The sequence below is a fragment of the Pseudarthrobacter sulfonivorans genome (assembly GCF_031454915.1).
Taxonomy (GTDB): domain Bacteria; phylum Actinomycetota; class Actinomycetes; order Actinomycetales; family Micrococcaceae; genus Arthrobacter; species Arthrobacter sulfonivorans_C.
This window is the reverse complement of sequence record NZ_JAVDRS010000001.1, coordinates 751,424-770,979: the sequence shown is the minus strand read 5'-3', so window position 1 is coordinate 770,979 and position 19,556 is coordinate 751,424. Positions and strand designations below refer to the sequence as shown.

17 protein-coding genes and 2 tRNA genes are annotated in these 19,556 nt (G+C 64.5%); 14 read left to right on the top strand and 5 right to left on the bottom strand.

Annotated elements, in window-relative coordinates; all coding sequences use genetic code 11:
• Positions 1 to 73: 73 nt before the first annotated feature.
• From J2808_RS03500 to J2808_RS03490, 3 genes are all read left to right on the top strand, one after another.
• On the top strand, positions 74 to 1,165 hold the full coding sequence (locus J2808_RS03500; protein WP_309811633.1) for a PQQ-dependent sugar dehydrogenase: 1,092 nt from the start codon (positions 74 to 76) through the stop codon (positions 1,163 to 1,165).
• Between the two features lie 115 nt (positions 1,166 to 1,280).
• Positions 1,281 to 1,356, top strand: a tRNA-Lys gene (locus J2808_RS03495).
• A gap of 233 nt (positions 1,357 to 1,589) precedes the next feature.
• Complete coding sequence (locus J2808_RS03490; protein WP_309811631.1) at positions 1,590 to 2,381, top strand: alpha/beta fold hydrolase; 792 nt, start codon at positions 1,590 to 1,592, stop codon at positions 2,379 to 2,381.
• Between the two features lie 112 nt (positions 2,382 to 2,493).
• Here the strand turns inward: J2808_RS03490 and J2808_RS03485 are convergent, their stop codons facing one another.
• Together J2808_RS03485 and J2808_RS03480 are read right to left on the bottom strand one after the other, a co-directional pair.
• The gene (locus J2808_RS03485) at positions 2,494 to 3,660 is read right to left on the bottom strand and encodes an acyltransferase family protein (protein ID WP_309811873.1); all 1,167 of its coding nucleotides are present in this window, start codon (positions 3,658 to 3,660) and stop codon (positions 2,494 to 2,496) included.
• Between the two features lie 90 nt (positions 3,661 to 3,750).
• Positions 3,751 to 4,206, bottom strand: coding sequence for a MarR family winged helix-turn-helix transcriptional regulator (locus J2808_RS03480; RefSeq protein WP_309811870.1), 456 nt, complete (start codon positions 4,204 to 4,206; stop codon positions 3,751 to 3,753).
• A 95-nt stretch (positions 4,207 to 4,301) separates the two neighbouring features.
• Here J2808_RS03480 and bcp point away from each other — a divergent pair, with 95 nt between their 5' ends.
• The 8 genes from bcp (at position 4,302) to J2808_RS03440 (ending at position 14,384) form a co-directional block, all read left to right on the top strand.
• The gene (gene bcp / locus J2808_RS03475) at positions 4,302 to 4,775 is read left to right on the top strand and encodes a thioredoxin-dependent thiol peroxidase (RefSeq protein ID WP_309811628.1); all 474 of its coding nucleotides are present in this window, start codon (positions 4,302 to 4,304) and stop codon (positions 4,773 to 4,775) included.
• A 156-nt stretch (positions 4,776 to 4,931) separates the two neighbouring features.
• Positions 4,932 to 5,013: transfer RNA gene (locus tag J2808_RS03470), tRNA-Leu, on the top strand.
• Positions 5,014 to 5,249: 236 nt separating this feature from the next.
• Positions 5,250 to 5,915, top strand: a complete 666-nt coding sequence (locus J2808_RS03465; protein ID WP_309811625.1) for a fasciclin domain-containing protein — start codon at positions 5,250 to 5,252, stop codon at positions 5,913 to 5,915.
• A gap of 198 nt (positions 5,916 to 6,113) precedes the next feature.
• The gene (locus tag J2808_RS03460) at positions 6,114 to 7,787 is read left to right on the top strand and encodes an ABC transporter substrate-binding protein (protein WP_397427972.1); all 1,674 of its coding nucleotides are present in this window, start codon (positions 6,114 to 6,116) and stop codon (positions 7,785 to 7,787) included.
• Between the two features lie 79 nt (positions 7,788 to 7,866).
• The gene (locus J2808_RS03455; RefSeq protein WP_309811622.1) at positions 7,867 to 9,369 is read left to right on the top strand and encodes a malate:quinone oxidoreductase; all 1,503 of its coding nucleotides are present in this window, start codon (positions 7,867 to 7,869) and stop codon (positions 9,367 to 9,369) included.
• Between the two features lie 102 nt (positions 9,370 to 9,471).
• Positions 9,472 to 12,693, top strand: a complete 3,222-nt coding sequence (locus J2808_RS03450; protein WP_309811618.1) for an efflux RND transporter permease subunit — start codon at positions 9,472 to 9,474, stop codon at positions 12,691 to 12,693.
• A gap of 111 nt (positions 12,694 to 12,804) precedes the next feature.
• The gene (locus tag J2808_RS03445) at positions 12,805 to 13,914 is read left to right on the top strand and encodes an LLM class flavin-dependent oxidoreductase (RefSeq protein WP_309811615.1); all 1,110 of its coding nucleotides are present in this window, start codon (positions 12,805 to 12,807) and stop codon (positions 13,912 to 13,914) included.
• Complete coding sequence (locus J2808_RS03440; protein ID WP_309811612.1) at positions 13,914 to 14,384, top strand: MarR family winged helix-turn-helix transcriptional regulator; 471 nt, start codon at positions 13,914 to 13,916, stop codon at positions 14,382 to 14,384. The genes J2808_RS03445 and J2808_RS03440 overlap by 1 nt, the downstream gene beginning before the upstream one ends.
• Positions 14,385 to 14,407: 23 nt before the next feature.
• Here J2808_RS03440 and J2808_RS03435 read toward each other — a convergent pair whose 3' ends face one another.
• The gene (locus J2808_RS03435) at positions 14,408 to 15,214 is read right to left on the bottom strand and encodes a transglutaminase-like domain-containing protein (RefSeq protein ID WP_309811609.1); all 807 of its coding nucleotides are present in this window, start codon (positions 15,212 to 15,214) and stop codon (positions 14,408 to 14,410) included.
• A gap of 71 nt (positions 15,215 to 15,285) precedes the next feature.
• Entirely contained in the window at positions 15,286 to 16,095 is an 810-nt protein-coding gene (locus J2808_RS03430) for a hypothetical protein (protein ID WP_309811606.1), read from the bottom strand.
• A 103-nt stretch (positions 16,096 to 16,198) separates the two neighbouring features.
• On the opposite strand from J2808_RS03430, the gene J2808_RS03425 reads away from it, so the two are divergent.
• The 3 genes from J2808_RS03425 to J2808_RS03415 all read left to right on the top strand — a co-directional run bounded on the left by J2808_RS03425 (position 16,199) and on the right by J2808_RS03415 (position 18,310).
• Positions 16,199 to 16,861 carry a DUF1684 domain-containing protein gene (locus J2808_RS03425; RefSeq protein ID WP_309811603.1) on the top strand — a complete coding sequence of 221 codons (663 nt, stop codon included), beginning with the start codon at positions 16,199 to 16,201 and terminating at the stop codon, positions 16,859 to 16,861.
• An 88-nt stretch (positions 16,862 to 16,949) separates the two neighbouring features.
• Positions 16,950 to 17,801, top strand: coding sequence for a fumarylacetoacetate hydrolase family protein (locus tag J2808_RS03420; protein WP_309811601.1), 852 nt, complete (start codon positions 16,950 to 16,952; stop codon positions 17,799 to 17,801).
• Positions 17,802 to 17,818: 17 nt separating this feature from the next.
• Positions 17,819 to 18,310, top strand: a complete 492-nt coding sequence (locus tag J2808_RS03415; protein ID WP_309811598.1) for a GtrA family protein — start codon at positions 17,819 to 17,821, stop codon at positions 18,308 to 18,310.
• Positions 18,311 to 18,396: 86 nt separating this feature from the next.
• Here the strand turns inward: J2808_RS03415 and J2808_RS03410 are convergent, their stop codons facing one another.
• Positions 18,397 to 19,554 (bottom strand): cysteine desulfurase family protein, encoded by a 1,158-nt coding sequence (locus J2808_RS03410; protein WP_309811596.1) that lies wholly within the window; start codon positions 19,552 to 19,554, stop codon positions 18,397 to 18,399.
• Positions 19,555 to 19,556 lie beyond the last annotated feature (2 nt).

Sequence of the window (19,556 nt, the reverse complement as noted above, 5' to 3'; positions counted from 1 at the left end):
CTCCAGCCGGTTCTTCGTTGCCGGCCGGTTCTTACTGGCTGCCACTCCCCGAGCGGGCGCCGTGGCACTTTGCGTGGCAATCGCGCTGTCCGGCTGCACGGGAGAGGGCACCGACGCGCCAACCGGCAGCATTACAGGGACAGGCCCAGGGGCTACGGAGCCTGGTCCAGGAACAACGGGGCCCACGCCCGGGACCGGAGGCGCCACAACACCGGAAATTCAAGCCCGGCTTGACCTGCAGCTCAATATTCCGTGGGCGGCCGTATTCCTGCCGAACGGCACGGCCGTCATCTCCGAGCGTGATTCGGCGCTTCTCAAGGCAGTCAAGGATGGCCGCGCAACCACCATCGGGCAGGTCCCCGGTGTCACCCCGGGAGGCGAAGGCGGACTCCTGGGGCTCGCGCTGTCCCCCGACTTTCCCACCGACAACTACCTCTACCTGTACTTCACGTCCGTCCAGGACAATCGCATCGCCCGGGTCAAGCTGACGGAAGAACCTGATGGGTCCCTGGTCTTTGGCGATCCGGACGTCGTGTTTACCGGCATCCCGAAGGCAGGGACCCATAATGGCGGCCGGATCCGGTTTGGCCCGGACGGTTTCCTGTACGTGGGCACTGGGGACTCCCAGCGCCGGGACCAGCCGCAGGACCCAAATGCGCTGGGCGGAAAGATCCTGAGGCTCACGGCGGACGGCGCCCCGGCACCTGGCAACCCCTTCGGCAACGCCGTGTACAGCCTGGGCCACAGAAATGTCCAAGGCCTTGCCTGGGACAGCGACGGCAGGCTGTGGGCGAGCGAATTCGGCCCGAACGTCAACGATGAGCTCAACCTGATCGTGGCGGGCGGCAATTACGGCTGGCCGGCGGTGACCGGCGCGCCGCACCGCGCCGAGTACCGCGACGCTAAAGTCGTCTGGCCTTCGACGGCGGACTCCTCCCCCAGCGGTCTGGAGATCGTGGGATCCACAGCCTTCCTCGGTGCCCTGCGAGGCCAGCGCCTCTGGTCTGTTGCCCTCAGCGGCGACGAAGCCCACGCGCCTGTGGCCTATTTCACAGGCAAGTACGGCCGGATCCGGGACGTCATCCGCACACCCGAAGGCGGCTTTTGGCTGCTCAGCAACAACCAAAACCCTGATTTTGTGCTGATTCTGGCCCCTCCGGCCTGATCCATATGGGCCCTGCCTCGTCGATTTCACATGCACCGGAAGTTCGTGTAGAGTTTCATGTCGTTGCGGAGATCAACGGGGAAAGAAAAAGCCACGGAGATCACCGCAAAGAGATGCACCTCTAGCTCAATTGGCAGAGCAATTGACTCTTAATCAATGGGTTCCGGGTTCAAGTCCCGGGGGGTGCACCACAGAAACCCCGTCTTCATTGGCCACAAGCCTGAAGGCGGGGTTTCGCTTTGCCTTGAAATCACTCCGGGGACATTTTCGGGCTAGTTCCGCTTGATTCTGGGGCCATCCGAGTTCAAGCCGCGTCCTCTGTATCCGGTGCGCCTGGCTGCAGCGGCCCATTCCGTACGGCCCTCAGAGTTGACCGGCTATTCCTCGCGCGGTTCGCGTCGTCGGTATGGATTAGGGTGTCGGTATGGAGTGCCGGATCCACGAAGTCCTGGTCCATTACGTCGAGCATGGCGTCGGCGTGCCGCTCGTTGCGTTACACGGCGCCGGTGTTGATCATCGGGAGATCGAGGCGGCGATCGAGGCCATCGTTCCCGACACGCGCTACCGGCGGATCTATCCGGATCTGCCGGGGATGGGTCTCTCGACGGCCGAGGGCTTGACCTGCAACGACGATGTGGTGACGCTGCTCGGCGATTTCATTGACCACCTGGGCGCGGGACCGGTGATGCTGCTGGGGCACTCTTACGGCGCCTACCTGGCTCGTGGAGTGGCCGCACGGCGGCCAGGTGCCGTGCTCGGCCTGGCGTTGTTGTGCCCCGTCGCCGAGCAGGCGCGAAGCGTGCCTGAGCACGAAGTGGTTCGCCAGGACGCCCACGCGTACGACGAACTCGAACCTGCGCAACGGGCCGGGTTTGAGGACTACTTTGTCTGGCGCACACAGGCCACGGCCCGCAGGTACCGCGACCACGTGGCGCCGGGTACGGCGCTTGTGGACGAGGCTGCGCTGGGGCGCATCTTCACCGGGTGGGCGGTCGGCGTCGGGTCGACCACGTTCTCTTCACCGACCTTACTCGTGGCGGGACGACGCGATTCGGTCGTCGGGTTTGCCGACGCGGCCGAATTGCTCGAACGCTACCCGCACGCCACCCTGGCTGTTATCGACGACGCCGGCCATGCGCTTATGCACGAGCGGCCCGAACTGCTCGCCGCGCTGTTTGGCGACTGGCTCGAACGAGCTCGACCAAAAGACGGGTGACCGAACGATACGGCGGCTGGTACAGCACCCCAAAAGGATCACGACAAAGCTCGAGGGCCTGAGCCCGGTGGAATACCGTTCTCAGGCCCTCGCGGCCTAGTCCCTTACTTGGTCAGTCCGACTTCTGGGGACTAGTCAGCAGGGGTTGGTGGGATTCTTTTTCGGCACTGCCACCTTTAGCGGCCGCCCCCACTTCCGCTTTCACTGCCCGCTGCGGAGGTTTGAACAACCACCGGAACCGCGAACCAACAGCCAAGTCATAAGCCACAAGGGAACCAGCAGTGATAACCGCAACCATGACTGGCACAGCCACCACATTGAGAATGAGCAGATCCTGAGGGATAGGACTTCTCCCACCACCAAGGAAGATGGCGAGCCCACCCAGGACACTCAACAGCACAGGGTGGACCAAGTAGATAGGCAAGGTCCGCGCCGCCAAGTACTTTGACGCTGCCCGCACAGGGGCGAAACGGGACGCCCAGACCGAAAGGGTGATCGCCGCCATCAACCCGGTAACAGTCACCACAACCAGCAACGGCAGCTCGGTGCCCCGGACATATACCAAGTAAGCCATCCCACCGTAGATGACGACTGATCCCACCATCAGTGCACGTGTCCCCGTGACAGCCAGGCGCCTCACATACGCTGCTGCGTAACACCCGATGAAGTACCAGAGTGCAAAGGTACCGAGACGGCCGATGTTCGTTGCCAGTGCGTCAGGAACGAACTCGGGGATTTGCCGTGCAACAGCCGGCTGCGCAACCAACAGCAGGAACGCGACCAAGGTGGTGAGGTGTGGATGCCCGCGAAACAACTTGGCGGTGACAAAGAACACCACGAGCACAGGCAGAAACCAGTACGCCGTGCCACCCTGAAGAATCGTCCCCAAACTAAACTCCGTGTACCCCCACGGATCAGCAGGCCGGTAGGCGAAGCCCGCCACCAGACCAAACACCACACTCCACAGGATGTACGGCCAGAGAATGTCCGCGAACCGGGAACGCCAGGCAGCCCTCCAAGGCCGGTGAACAGCTTTCGAAGCCAGCATGCCGGCCGCCAGAAAGAACAGGGGCATCCGCACGGGCAACAGCATGCGGCTGAATTCATTCCACGCGGTCATGGCGGTACTTGTGGCGCCGGGGAACAACATGCTTACGCCGGTGCCGGCCGCATGGTAGAGCACTACGAGGAGTATGGCGGAGGCTTTGGCGGTGTCTACCCAGTGCAGTCTTTCTTCCTGCTGGCTCTGGACAGGGTTAGGGCTAGTTAGGCGAGACATCACCGGGCAAATTTACCATCAAGGCGTCAGGGCGTTTGTTTTCGACGCTGCCCGGTCCTGCTGAAGCCCTCCCTGGGGAGGTTTGATTTCTTAGCCGAGCGGCGCGCCGTCCACCAGCGAACGGGTAGCCGGCGATGCGAACTGGCGGGCGAGCTCGCGGACCACGGCCTGAAGCTCCTGGCGGAGGATATCGGGATCGATGGTTGCCGCGGCGAGCACTGCCCGCTCCATTTCCACGGCCGCGGCTGCCGCTTCACGGCCACTGTCGGTGAGGGAAACCACCTGGCTGCGGCGGTCAGAAGTGCTGCGCACGCGGGCGATGTGTCCGTGGGACTCCAGCCGCGTGAGCGTCTTTCCCATGGTCTGGGCCTGGACGCGCACAAACTGGGCCAGCTGGGCCTGGGTCATGGGACCTTGGGCTGCGAGGACTTCGATGGCGATCACACCGGCATGTGTCAGGCCGATAGCGCTGAGCTTTTCGTTCCAGGAATGTTCCACAAGGCGCGCCGCAGTGGACAATAAGCGCCCCGTGGGCCAGCGATCCATGTCAGGCATACCTGCAAGTATAGCCAAGCGAGGTTCGCCCGGATTCTGGATGCTTACTAGAGTGGTGTGTCCCGCCTGCAACGAGGAGATCAACATTGGCTGACAGACTCTTGACCGGTGCCGTGGCGCCCGGCTTCACCCTGAAGGATTCATCGGGTCAGGACGTGAACCTGGCCTCCGGAAGCGGCACAAGCACCATCGTCTACTTCTACCCCGCCGCTTCCACGCCCGGCTGCACCAAACAGGCGTGCGACTTCCGCGACAACCTGGCGTCATTCACGTCGGCCGGTTACCGCGTGTTGGGGGTCTCCCCCGATTCTGTGGAAAAGCTTGCCGCTTTTGCCGTCAACGAAGATCTCAGTTTCCCGTTGCTCTCTGACGAGGACCATGCCGTAGCGGAGGCCTACGGGGCCTGGGGTGAGAAGAAAAACTACGGACGAACCTACGAAGGACTGATCCGTTCCACCATCGTGATCGACCCCGACGGCAAGGTGGCATTGGCCCAGTACAACGTCCGGGCCACCGGGCACGTGGCAAAACTGCGGCGCGACCTCAAACTGGACGGGTAGCGCAGCGGCCCGCTGCGGCGACACAGAGGCGGCAGGGGCTGACAGGTTCCCCGCCCGCCCGAGGCTACAATGGAAACTGGCATCCGCCGTCGTACGTTTTTCTTCCTGGTCCCCGGTCAAGCCGGTCGGGAGGGAAAGTGCCTCAGTAACTGCCAAGCGCGAGTGGTGAAATTGGCAGACACGCAGGATTTAGGTTCCTGTGCCTTCGGGCGTGGGGGTTCAAGTCCCCCCTTGCGCACACATATGCAGAGATCCCGGCCCCACGGCCGGGATCTCTGCCGTTTAACCCCAGGTCATGAGGACGAAGAGTCTGGGTTTGTAAAAATTTTAGGATCCACCCATCCATTTCGGCGCTCCGCCCGAATACCCCATGAGACACCAGCCAAGGGCAGGTGCCCGACAGTCGGAACAGGCCAGGCAGCAGGCATCAGGTCTGCGGCAGGCAAGAAATCGGCACAACCAAGGAGAACCGAAATGCAGTCATTCAAGCGCACATCCTTCACCGTCGCAGGCGTTGCAGCTGCAGCCCTGCTGGGCCTTACCGCGTGCGGTGGATCGGCCACCACGACGCCGAGCTCCTCCGCTCCCTCCGCGGCACCTTCCAGCATGGCGCCCTCACCGTCCGCCAGCGCCGGCGCCATGGATCCCGCGGCGAACCTGGTTGGTGCAGGCTGCGCCGGCTACGCCGAGAAGGTCCCCACTGGCGCCGGTTCGGTGGCCGGCATGGCGCTGGACCCGGTAGCAGTCGCGGCGTCCAACAACCCCATCCTGACCACCCTCACGGCGGCTGTCTCCGGCAAGCTGAACCCGAAGGTTGACCTGGTGGACACGCTCAACGGTGCCGAGTTCACGGTCTTCGCACCGGTGGACGACGCGTTTGCCAAAATCGACAAGGCCACCATCGACACTCTCAAGACCGACGACGCCCTCCTCAGCAAGATCCTGACCTACCACGTTGTTCCCGGCCAGATCACCCCTGACAAGATCGCCGGCACCCACGCCACGGTCCAGGGCGATTCGGTCACGGTGACCGGCAGCGGGGATGCGCTCAAGGTTGACGGCGCCAGCGTCATTTGCGGCGGCGTGCAGACCAAGAACGCTACGGTCTACCTGATCGACTCGGTGCTGATGCCCAAGTAGGCCGGCCACCGGAAAGCCTTCGGGCTGGCACCCGGGGGCACCAAGGAAAGCAGTGGCCCGTTCCAGCAGGAACGGGCCACTGCGGCGTGCAATCGCCTCCCGCGCGGTTACAGGGAACACCAAGACTGGTCAATTAGACTGTGTCCTTGGCCCGCAGTCGGCGGTGCCGGCCGGAAGCAGCCCAGAGGTGATAGTCGAGTGCCCAGCAGTACATCGCGGCGAACGGTCATCAAGACCGGCGCCGTTTTTATGGCGTTAGGCCTGACGGCCTGTACCGGCACCCCGTCGCCGTCACCTTCGTCGACTTCTCCCTCGGCCCCTTCTGCAGGGTCGGAACCCACCGAAACGTTCACCTTCGGCACAGCGTCCCAGCCCCTGGGGCTGGACCCGGCGCTCTCCAGCGATGTGGAAAGCTACCGGGTCACCCGGCAGATCCTCGAAGGCCTGGTGGGGGTAGACCAGACCACCGGCAAACCCACGCCGCTGCTGGCAACGGAGTGGACCGAGTCCAACGAAGGCCGTAGCTACACTTTCAAGCTCCGCAGCGGCGTCTTTTTCCAGGACGGAACGCCGTTTGATGCCGATGCCGTTCGCCACAACTTCAACCGCTGGTTCGCTTTCTCCGCGGAACTTCGGAAGAAGGCGCCGGGAATTTCGTTCAAGAGCGTATTCAAGGCGCACTCCGACGACGCCCCGCTGTCCATTTTCAAGAGCTGCACCGCCCTGTCCCCGGACACTGTCCGGATCGACCTCACCCAGCCTTTCACCGCATTCCTCCAAGCACTCACGTTGCCGGCCTTTGCCATCGCCTCCCCCACAGCCCTTGCCGCGGGCACTGCGGATGTCCTGAACCAGACGCGGCACGGCAACCCCGTCTCCGCGTTCGCCGCCAACCCCGTGGGAACCGGACCGTTCAGCCTGGCGGCCTGGGACGAAACCAGCGTCCGTCTGGTCAGCCACAAGGACTACTGGGGTGACCGCGGACAGATCGCCACCATCAACTTCGTCACGTACGACCACCCGCAGACGCGGCTCCAGGCCCTGCTGGACGGCAAGATCGACGGGTACGACGCCGTCACGGTGGGCAACTTCGATCAGCTGGTCAAGCGCGGCATGCAGATTGTCCAGCGTGATCCGTTCTCCGTGATGTACCTGGGCATCAACCAGGAAATCCCGGTCCTGCAGAACGAAAAAGTGCGGCAGGCCATCGAGCTGGCCATCGACAAAGACACCCTGATCCGCAAATTCTTCATTGACAACACGGCCAAGGCTTCACAGTTCGTCCCGCCCAAGATCAGCGGCTTCAACAATGACGCCCCCGCGCTGGGCCACGATCCGGCCAAGGCCAAGGCCTACCTCGCCGCGGCGGGCTACAAGGGCGAAGTCCTCAAGTTCTACTACCCGCTCAACGCCACCCGCCCCTACCTCCCCACGCCAGAGAAAATCTACGCGGAGCTCAGCCGGCAACTGACCGCAGTCGGGCTTAACATCAAGCCCGTCCCCGTGGACTGGTCCGACGGCTACCTCCAGAAGGTCCAGTCCCCCGGCGACCATGCCCTGCACCTGCTCGGCTGGAACGGCTCCTATTCCGACGCCGATAACTTCGTGGGCCCGCTGTTCGGCGAGAAGAACGGGGAATTCGGTTACCAGGACCCGCAGGTCTTCTCGAAGATCAACCGGGCCCGCGGCCTGCCCGCGGGAAAGGAACGGGACGAGCAGTACCACACCATCAACGCCCAGATCGCTGCCACGGTCCCGGCTGTTCCCATCGCCTTCCCCATCTCGGCCCTTGCATTGTCCGACCGCGTCAGCAGCTATCCGGCCTCGCCGGTCTTGAATGAAGTTTTCACGAAGGTGCAGCTAAAGCCTTGACGGCCGGGCCCAATTTCAGTATGCGGGCTGAGCAGGGATATTCTTTGACAGCCAGAGCCGCTGCTATCGGAGACTGATTGTGACCTTCATATCAAAGACCCAACATGCCGACGTCGTACTGATTGGCGGCGGCATCATGAGCGCCACGCTGGGGGCGTTCATCAAGCAGCTTGAGCCGAACTGGACCATTTCCCTGTTCGAGCGCCTGGACCAGCCCGGGCTGGAAAGCTCCGACCCCTGGAACAACGCCGGAACCGGCCACGCCGCACTGTGCGAGCTCAACTACTCCCCCGCAGCCAAAGACGGCTCGGTGAACCCCGCTAAGGCCCTGCTGATCAACGAACAGTTCCAGCTGTCCCGGCAGTTCTGGTCCCACCTGGTCGAAGAGCAGCTGATCGGTTCGCCGAAGGGCTTCATCAACACGGTTCCGCACATGAGTTTTGTGATCGGCGAGAACAACACCAACTTCCTCAAGACCCGCTACGAAGCGTTGAAGTCCCACACACTGTTCCGCAGCATGGAATACTCCGAGGACCACGCGCAGATCGCCAAGTGGGCGCCGCTGATCGTCAAGGGCCGCGACCCGAAGCAGCGCATCGCGGCCACGCGCGCAGCGGAAGGCACCGACGTCGACTTCGGGGCACTGACCCGCGAGCTGACCACGTACCTCGGGAACAACGGCGTCGAAGTTAATTACGGCCACGACGTCACGGGCATTTCGAAGGCGTCCGACGGCGGCTGGGACCTTTCGTTGAAGCATCCGAATTCCGGCGAGCACGGCAAGATCCACGCCAAGTTTGTGTTTGTCGGCGCCGGCGGCGGCGCGTTGCACCTCCTGCAGGCCTCCGGAATCCCTGAGAGCAAGGGCTACGGCGGATTCCCCGTGTCCGGCCAGTTCTTCCGCTGCACCGATGAAACCCTCGCGGCCCAGCACAGTGCCAAGGTCTATGGACAGGCTTCCGTTGGGGCCCCGCCCATGTCCGTGCCGCACCTGGACACCCGCTACGTCAACGGGAAGCGCTCGCTCCTGTTCGGCCCGTACGCCGGTTTCTCCACCAACTTCCTGAAGAACGGTTCGTACCTGGACCTGCCACTGTCCATCCGCCCCAGCAACATCATTCCGATGCTTGCCGTGGCCAAGGACAACATGGACCTCACGGCCTACCTCGTTAAAGAGGTGGCCAAGCGCCACGGCGACAAGGTGGAAGCACTCCGCGAGTACTACCCCGAGGCCAAGGACGGCGACTGGGAACTCATCACCGCCGGACAGCGTGTACAGATCATCAAGAAGGATCCGAAGAAGGGCGGCGTGCTGCAGTTCGGGACTGAAGTCATCGCCGGCCGCGACGGCTCGATCGGTGCGCTCCTGGGCGCCTCGCCCGGTGCTTCCACTGCGGTGCCCATCATGATCGAACTGCTGCAGAAGGCCTTCCCCAAGAGCTTCAAGGGCTGGCAGGGCAAGCTTAAGGACATGATGCCCGGCTACGGCGTAAAGCTCGACGACAACCCGGACCTGGCTGCAGAGCTCGAGACGGCAACCGCCAAGGCACTCCAGCTGGAAAGCATTCCTGCCAACCACTGATGCATCGCTGGCCTGGCGGCTAATCTGGCCTGGCGGCTATTCAGGCCTGGCGGCACTCAGGTCCGGCCCTTAGCAGTACGTCAACCCACAGGAGACCAAGCGATGTTCCGGCTGGCACAACTTTCACTGGCAAACCGGGCACTGATCGCGCTGATCACCGTCTTCGCATCGGTGTTCGGCGTGATTACCATGTCATCGCTGAAGCAGGAACTCATCCCCTCCATCGAGTTCCCGCAGATCACGGTACTGACCCCCATGCCCGGCGCTTCACCTGAAGTAGTGGACAAGCAGGTCAGCGCTCCGCTGGAGACGGCGCTCAACGGGGTTGAGGGCCTCGAGTCCACCTCCTCGACGTCCCGCAACGGCACCTCGCAGATCACCATGGTCTTCACCTATGGGACGAACCTCGACCGTGCGCGGAACCAGATCGACCGGGCCATCTCCAACGCCAAGCGGTCCCTGCCGGAGGATGTGCAGCCGCAGGCTTTCGCGGGCAGCATCAGTGATTTCCCCATCGTGTTCCTGGCAGTGTCCTCGGACAAGCCGCTGAGCGAACTGAATGCGGACCTGCAGCGCCTTTCCGTCCCCCGGCTTCAGAAGATCGACGGCGTCCGCGGCGCCGATGTGACCGGCGGAGCGTCCCAGCACATCGAGGTCCTTCCGCGGCCCGCGGCGATGGCAGCGTCCGGCGCCACCATCGAGTCCATCCGGAACGCGTTGGGAAACAACGGCGCGTTGATCCCGGCCGGAACCATTGAGGAGCAGGGCAAGACACTGTCCCTGCAGATCGGCAGCCCGGTGGATTCCCTGGACACCATCAGGGCGCTGCCTCTTGATGGGGCCACCAAGGCCGCCACCATCGGAACCGTGGCGGACGTCAGCCTGCGGGACGACGAACGCACCTCCATCACCCGGACCAACGGCGAGGAAACGCTGGCGGTTTCGGTCACGAAGAAGCCCGAGGGCGACACTGTGGGGATTTCGCACGCCGTGGCCGATTCGCTGGATGAGCTCGAGGCGGAACTGGGATCCAACGCCAGGTTCACGGCCGTGTTCGATCAGGCCCCGTTCATCGAGAAGTCCATCAAGGACCTCACCACGGAGGGGCTGCTCGGGCTCGGCTTCGCGGTCGCCGTCATCCTGGTGTTCCTGATGTCAACGCGCTCCACCCTCGTGACAGCGGTGTCCATACCGCTCTCCCTGCTGGTGACTTTTATCGGGCTCTCTGCCACGGGCTACTCGCTGAACATCCTGACCTTGGGCGGACTCACCATCGCGATAGGACGCGTGGTGGACGACTCCATTGTGGTGATCGAGAACATCAAGCGCCACCTCAGCTATGGCGAGGAGAAAGTCACCGCCATCCTGACCGCCATCCGGGAGGTGGCCGGAGCCATCACCGCCTCGACGTTGACCACCGTGGCGGTCTTCCTCCCCATCGCCTTTGTGGGTGAGCTTGCCGGCGAGCTGTTCCGCCCCTTCGCCCTGACGGTCACCATGGCGCTACTGGCATCCCTGCTGGTCTCGTTGACCATCGTCCCGGTCCTCGCCTACTGGTTCCTCAAGTGCCCGGCCGTTGCCGCTCCCGGATCCCCCGCTGCCCGCGAAGCTGCGGCCGCTGCCCGGGCCAGGGCACACGATGCGGAACAGAAAAGCCCGCTCCAGCGCGCATACCTGCCGGTCCTCAGCAAGACCCAGAAGCATCCGGTGTGGACGCTCGTCGCCGCCCTTCTGGTCCTCGGCGGGACGGGCGCCATGACACCCCTGCTGGCCACAAACCTCCTCGGCGATTCCGGCCAGAACAGCATGACCATCCGCCAGGTGATGCCGGCAGGGACAAGCCTGACCGACGCGAGCACTGCTGCCGTGAGGCTCGAGGAAGTCCTCCGCGGCATCGAGGGCGTCAAGAATGTCCAGGTGACTTCCGGCAACGCGCAGGCGGGCTTTGCCGCCCTGACCTCCTCCGGCTCTTCCAACTCCACATTCACCGTGGTGACAGATGAAAAGGGGGACCAGGCCGAACTCCAGGAAACCGTGGGGACGGAACTGGGCAGGGTGCCCAATTCCGGGAAGCTCACCGTCGGCTCCCAGCAAGGCGGTTTCGGGACGTCCTCCACGGTTGACATCACCATCAAGGCGGCCACCTCCGAGGACCTGCGCACAGCCAGCGACGCCGTGCTGGAAGCCATGACCGGCGTCCCGGAAACCAGCGAAGTGACCACCAACCTCGCGGCCAGCCAGCCCGTGGTCCAGGTCAAGGTGGACCGGGCCAAAACCGCCGCCGCAGGACTCAACGAGGAACAAGTGGCCGGCGTCCTCGCTGCCACCATCAGCCCCATCCCGGCCGGGACCGTCCGGATTGACACCAACGACTTCCCAGTGCAGATCGGCAAGGGAACCCGGTTCACCAGCATCGATGCCGTGCGCGACATCGCTTTGCCGGCTGCGGCCGGGCCGGTTACCCTCGGCAGCATAGCTTCCGTGGAGCAGGTGGACGTCCCTGTCTCCATTACCGCCAGCAACGGCCAGCGGACCGCGAAAGTGTCAGTCACGCCGTCGGGCTCCAACCTTGGCGCGGTGAACGCCGAGGTCCAAAAGCGCCTCGTGGAAGTCAGCCTCCCCGCGGGAGTCAGCGCCGAACTCGGCGGCGCCACAACGCAGCAGGCGGAGTCCTTCCAGCAGCTGGGCCTGGCACTGCTCGCGGCCATCGCGATTGTCTACGTCATCATGGTGGCAACCTTCAAATCCCTGATCCAGCCTCTGATCCTGCTGGTCTCCGTTCCCTTTGCAGCCACCGGCGCCGTGGCCCTGTTGCTGGCAACCGGCGTTCCCCTGGGTCTGCCCTCGCTGATTGGCATGCTGATGCTCGTGGGAATCGTGGTCACCAACGCGATTGTGCTCATCGACCTCATCAACCAGTACCGGCAGCCCCGCAACGGCCTGCCCGGGATGTCCGTGGCGGACGCCATCACCCACGGCGCCCGGCAGCGCCTGCGCCCCATCCTGATGACCGCACTTGCCACCGTGTTCGCGCTGACCCCCATGGCGCTGGGGCTGACCGGGGGCGGCGGCTTCATCTCCCAGCCGCTGGCAGTAGTGGTGATCGGCGGCCTCGTGTCCTCCACAGCCCTGACGCTGGTGTTGGTTCCGGTGCTGTACCGGCTCGTCGAGGGGCGTCGGGAACGCAAAGCGCTGCTGCGTGCCATGCATCAGCGCCCGGAGTTTTCAGAACCGGACGACGTCGACGCCGAGTTCAGCGACTGGGCCGCCGGCGTCACCCCCAATGTCAAAGGCCGCGGCACCGCTTCAGGCGACCCCGAATAAGAAGGGAATATTCCCCTCCTGGGTTTGTTGTACCCTGCGATACATGCAAATGCATGAAGATCAGGTATAGTGGAAGTAATCCCAGAGAAGTCCAGGAACGGAAGGCACACCATGCAGATCGGCGTATTCAGCGTCAGCGACATCACCACTGACCCCACCACCGGCCGGACGCCCACGGAGAACGAACGCATCAAGGCTTCCGTGGCGATCGCCAAGAAGGTCGAAGAAATCGGCATGGATGTGTACGCTATCGGCGAGCACCATAACCGCCCGTTCTTCTCCTCTTCGCCCACCACCACGCTCGCATATATCGCCGCACAGACCGAGCGGATCACGCTCTCAACGGCCACCACGCTGATCACCACCAACGATCCGGTCAAGATCGCCGAAGACTTCGCCATGCTGCAACATCTGGCCGACGGCCGTGTGGACCTGGTCCTGGGCCGCGGCAACACGGCGCCCGTGTACCCGTGGTTCGGCAAGAACATCCAGGACGGTGTGGAACTGGCCATCGAGAACTACAGCCTGTTGCGCCGGCTCTGGGACGAGGACACCGTCAACTGGTCCGGCAAGTTCCGCACCCCGCTGCAGAACTTCACCTCCACCCCGCGGCCGCTGGACGGCGTGGCGCCCTTTGTGTGGCATGGTTCCATTCGCACGCCTCAGATCGCCGAAGTGGCCGCCTACTACGGCGACGGCTTCTTCGCGAACAACATCTTCTGGCCGAAGGAGCACTACCAGCATCTGATCGGCCTCTACCGTGAGCGCTACGAGCACTACGGCCACGGCACGGCGGATCAGGCAATCGTTGGTCTCGGCGGCCAGTTCTTCATGCGTAAGAACTCCCAGGATGCCGTCAAGGAATTCCGCCCCTACTTCGACAACGCGCCGGTCTACGGCCACGGACCGTCGCTGGAGGACTTCACCTCGCAGACCCCGCTCACGGTGGGCAGCCCGCAGGAAGTCATCGAAAAGACTCTGACGTTCCGCGAGTACTTCGGCGACTACCAGCGCCAGCTGTTCCTGATTGACCACGCAGGCCTGCCGCTGAAGACCGTCCTGGAACAGCTGGACCTCTTCGGCGAGGAAGTCCTCCCGGTCCTGCGCAAGGAGTATGCCGCCAAGAAGCCGGCCCACGTGCCGGATCCCCCCACCCACGCAGGCCGCGTGGCTACCCTCTTGGCATCCCAGGCCAACGAGACAGCTTCCTCGGAGGCGTGATGGCTGCCGAGCGAACCGAAGCTCCGACCCGCCTGGCCGCTGAAACCTGGGAATCCCTGTTCCGGGCACAGGTTGCGGTCATGCGAAAGCTCCAGGCGGGCAAGGCCTTCAAGAATGTGGCCATCAACGAGTACGACGTCCTGTTCACGCTCTCCCGGTGCCCGTCCGGTTGGCTGCGGCTCAACGAACTCAATGATCACGTCCTGCTGAGCCAGTCGAGCCTGAGCCGGCTGGTGGAGCGGCTTGAGAAGCGCGGACTCGTGGTCCGGCAGCCCGCCCCGGACGATGGCCGGGGTGTGCTCCTGAAGCTGACTGATGAGGGCGCCGCACTCCAGAAGGAGATCGGCCGGGAGCACGTCCGGGACATCTCCAGCCTGGTGGGGCCCGCCCTGACAGCCGCCGAGCAGAAGGAGCTGCAGCGCCTGACGGACAAGCTCCGCAATTCCGTGGGAGCCCGGCCGGGAAAGTGACAGCTCCTGGGAGTGTCGGCGCTCTAGCCCAGAACCACCAGCCGGGCGGGATCTTCGGACGGCAACTGGCCGTTGACCACAGCGGTGACGCGGAGCTCGTTCAACGTCAGGCGGCCGCCCACAGTGGACAGGAACGCCGTGTCGGATGAGTCCCGGCCGGCGGTGATCCGCAGCATCGACTCCCGCGGGGCCAGCCCCGTGGGGTCGATGATGTACCAGGCGCCGTTGACATACGCTTCTGCCACGGCGTGGAAATCCATCGGCGTCAGTCCCGGCGCGTAGACCGCGCTGAGCCGTGCCGGGATGTCCTTGGAGCGGAGCAGCGCGATGGCCAGGTGTGCAAAATCCCGGCAGACTCCGCGGCGGTGCAGGAGCGTCTCCACCGCCCCGTCCGTGCCCCGGGAAGAACCGCTGACGTACCTCAACTCGCCATAGACCCAGCTCCGCACGGCCTGGAGCAGTTCCACACCGTGCAGGCCGCCAAATTCGGCGTATGCGGTGGGAAGGAGCCTGTCGGACTCCGCGTAGCGGCTCGGCCGGACGTAGCGGATGAGGTCCGCCAGCGTGACCTCCTCGGGCTCGGCCTTACCCGCCACCGTCGCCGTATACTCAACCGTCACCTCGGCAGGCTCGGAAAACTCCATGTAATGGAGGCGGCCGCCGTGGTGGTCCGCAAGTTCACGCACCGGAACCGGGTCCGCGCCGGCCATGACCGTCAGGGATTCTTCAAACGAGGTGTAGCCGGGATTTTTGGCCACGGCGATGGCCAGGGCTGCCTTGGTGTCAGCCACGGTCATAAAGACGATGCGTGCGGCAACGGTGCGTTCCATGTATCTCCGGGGTGTGAGGTAGTGGCAGAGCTTCCCGCTCTGGCCCGGCATTGATGGAGCCGGGGGCGGGACTAGTTTTTGATCTCCAGAGACATTAGCATCCGCTGCACATTCGCGAAGTCCGAGCTCTCGTCAACGTACTTTGCGGCCTGGCCAAGGGTGTCAAACGCCTTGGCCGGGGCCACTTTTTCATCCGGGGCAAAGGCCTTGATAACACCCACGTCGCCGAACGAGTAGTCCCCTTTCCCGGCCGGACCGCGGACCACGTTCCGCAACTCGCAGGCCTTCCCGTCCACTCCGCCCACAATGTTGGTGATGCCATACGAGCCGAAGTACCGGTAGCCCTGGATCACGCGGAACACTGCGTGCGGCGCGATGATGTTTTCTCCCGTCGCGCCCGGAAGATCCACCGGCACGCTGCTGATGACAATGTAAGGCTTCTTCCCCGCATCCGGACAAACGGACTCCGACGGCGGCAGTCCTGTCCGCAGCGCAGCTACAAACGTGCCGTCCTGCTTTTTCACCTCGATCTTCAGCGCACCCTGGAATGTCCCCTCGTCGGGGGTGACGGACTGGGCAATCCATTCCTCGGGCAAGTCAAAACTGACTGTCCGGGCCGGATCGGCAAAGGTTTTCCAGGCAGCCGCTGTGGCGGCCTGGCTGGGAGCCGCGGAAGACGAGGCGGCAGGGTTGACAGGCGTGGCCGCAGGATCCGATGACTGCGCAGTATCTTCCGGAGATGACGGGCCCGGGCCGGTGCCGGTGGAAGTGCCAGGCTGCGCCGTCATCGCCGGGCCGCCACCGCCAGGGGCACTGCACCCCGTCGCGAGGGCGCCGGCCAGCAGAAGCGCCGCCGTCCGCAGCCCCCACGATGTCGCCATGCATCTCATGCAGCCAGCCTATCGGCGGACCACGGCGTGGCGGGGCCGGAGCCGCGTGTCGCCGTCGGAGTTCCCCGCCCAACTTGGGGCTAGGCTGGTGGCTATGTCGGAAGATCAGCATGGCGTGGACCAAGGGACCCTGGCGGACATCTCTGCCCTCGACATTGCTGACTGGCGGCTGCGGACGTTTGCCCTGTACGACACCGTCCGGAAGATTGCCGCGGAAAGCCCCGAGGAAGCCCATTCCCATTGGCGGCACGAACGCGACCGAATGTTCGCGACCCATCCGGCGTCGGCCCTTACTCCGCAGGACAAGGCTCAGTTCTCCGGCCTGAAAACGGGCGACTACGACCCCATTTACCGCTTTTACGTGCCACTGACCCTGCAAGGTGCCGGCCGCGAAATGAGCGTTGAGACGGCCACCGACGGTGTGGTGCACTTTGTCCGGCTGGGGACGTTCGACCTTCCCGAACTGGGGCAGCTCGCCGTGTGGAAGCTCCACGGCTACGGCGGCGGCATTTTTGTGCCGTTCCGGGACGCCACGGCCGGCCAGCCCGGCGGAACGTACGGCGCCGGACGGTACCTCCTGGACACCATCAAAGGCGCGTTCCATGGGGTCCATGGCTCCGGGCCGGACGCCGAGTACGTCCTGGACTTTAACTTCGCCTACAACCCGTCCTGCGCCTACAACGAAGCCTGGGCCTGCCCGCTGCCCGGACCGTCGAACCGGCTGGCCGTGGAGATTCCGGTGGGCGAGCTGTACTGACCGGGCTCCCGCCACGCAACCTGCCGACCCGGTGATCGAGCCTGTGGAGATCCGGGTAAGGCTGGTCCGGAGGACGTAGGATGTCATCATGACTGCCAGCGCCTCCCGCCGCCTTGCCCGTGTCCGTCCGCTCTCCGCGGCGGCTGCTTCTGATGAGCATTTCTTCGTCGCCAATGACGCCCCCGACTTCGATTCCCGGGCCGGCCGGTCATGGTCTGTTATCGAATCCCCGTTCGCGGCATCCCGGGCAAACGCCAACAGCCCGGCGCGGACCGGCTGGGCCGTCGGCGACCTGGTGGAACAGGACTCCTTCACCTTCCTGGCGCCATCGGTCCCGGTCAATGTCCTGGGCATGGCCCACAACACCGGCCAACCCGGCCGCGACCTCCCGCCGCAGGCGTTCCACAAGGCCGCCTCCAGCGTGATCGGCCCGGGCGACGCCATCGAACTGAGCTCCACCGTGGGGTACGTGGATCCGGAAGCTGAACTGACCGTCGTCGTCGGCCGCACGGTCCGCGGCCTGACTCCTGAAACTGCCCGGAGCGCCGTCCTGGGCTTCACCATCGGCAACGACGTCTCCGCCCGCGACCTGCAGAAGTCGGACGAACTCTGGATCAGCGCCAAGAGCCAGGACACCTTCACGCCTGTTGGCCCATGGATTGTCACCGGCCTCGATGACGCAGACCTGTCCATCGGCATCGTCCACAACGGCAAGAAACTGAAACCCGCCAGCAGCGCCGACCTCGGCTGGAAAGTCGACGAAATCCTGGTCTACCTCAGCTCCTTCATGACCCTGCGCGCGGGCGATCTGGTACTCACCGGATTCCCTGCCGAGTGCGCCCGCATCCACCCGGGTGACACCGTGGTGTGCCGGGTACAGGGCATCGGCGAACTCACCAACCCGGTCAAGGCCGCGTCTTGGGAGGAAACGCCCGCCTGATCTGTCAGGCTGGACCCATGGAATCCCCTGCTGCGCCCAACGCCCAGCTGACGCAGCAGCCCACCCGCGGTGCTCCGGCCACCAGACATTACCCTGGGATCTTCAGGTTTCCGGTGGTGCGGCAGCTCATCCGTTTCACGGGAGTGGGTGTTATCTGCACAGCCACCTCGCTGGCGCTGTACGCACTGCTCCGCCCATGGATTGATCCGCAGCTCGCTAACGCGGCAGCGCTGATTGTCACGTCCATCATGAACACGGCCCTGAACCGCCGGCTGACCTTCAAAATCTCGTCCAACCGGAAGCGGGCGCAGGACCACCTGAACGGGCTGATCGTGATTGTTATTGCGCTGGTTATTACCGGCGGCAGCCTGGGGATCCTGCACTGGCTCCATCCGGAGGCCACCGTGGCCGATGAACTCTGGACCACCACACTCTCCGGCTTTATTGCCACGGCCGTTCGGTTCACGCTGCTGCGGCACTGGATCTTCCGCCGCGCCCGCCACATCTAACCACCCGCTCCCACGTAAGTAGCACTATCTGTCGTTTTGAGGGCCCAAACGACACATAGCGCTACTCAGTTGGGCTGGCGGGAACGTTAGCCGCGGCCGAGGGTACGAACGCTCCCGACGGCGGTGCCTACGGCTTCGGCGGCCGCCGCCAGGCCACTGCCGGTGATGGTGGACTCGAAGCTGAACCGCACCGCTGTCTGCGCCACTTCCGCCTCAATGCCCAGCGCGGTCAGAACCGGCGATGGCGCATCAGAACCGGCAGCGCACGCCGAGCCGCTCGAGCACACTACGCCCTGCCGCTCCAGCTCCAGCAGGACTGATTCCCCGCTGGTGCCGGGGAAGCAGAAGGACGCCACGGACGGCAGCCGTTCGGTGGGGTGGCCGGTCAGGACGGCGCCCGGAACGGCGCCGAGGACGTCCCGGATGAAGCCGTCACGCAGCGCCGTCACGTGGTCCGCAGTCTGTAACTGAGCAGACTGCGCCAGGGTCAGTGCGGTGGCCAGGCCCACGGCACCGGCCACGTTCTCGGTGCCGGACCGCTTGCCGCGTTCCTGGCCACCGCCGTGGAGCAGGGGTTCGATGCGGGTCCGGCCGCGGACGTACAGCACGCCGCAGCCTTTGGGAGCCCCCAGCTTGTGGCCGGAAATGCTCAGGGCATCCACGCCGAGCGCCTTGACGTCCAGGGGTAGCCAGCCGGCGGCCTGGACGGCGTCGGTATGGAAAGGGACGCCCTGGGCGCGTGCCAGTTCCGCCAGTTCCGTGACCGGCTGGATGGTGCCCACTTCATTGTTGGCGTACATGATGCTCACCAGTGCCGTCTCCGGCCGGAGCAGGGCGGCGAGCGCCTGGGGCGTCACCAGCCCGGTGCTGTCCACCGGAACCACGTCCACGGTGAACCCGTGGAACCGTGCCAGGTACCGTGCCGACTCCTCCACCGCGGGATGTTCGACGGCGCTGATCACCACGCGGTTGAGTGTCGGGTCCACAGCCTGCCGGGCAAGGGCGATGCCCTTGACTGCCAGGTTGTCTGCCTCCGTGCCGCCGGACGTGAAGGTGATCTCGCCGGAGCGGCAGCCGAGCACGCCGGCCACGGCTGCGCGGGCGTCCGCGAGCGCGGACGCAGCGGCCTCGCCCAGGGTGTGGTGGCTGGAGGGGTTGCCGAACTCGCCGCTCAGGTAAGGCCACATGGCCTCGAGGACTTCGCGGCGGACGGGCGTGGTGGCGGCGGCATCGAGGAAGATCATGG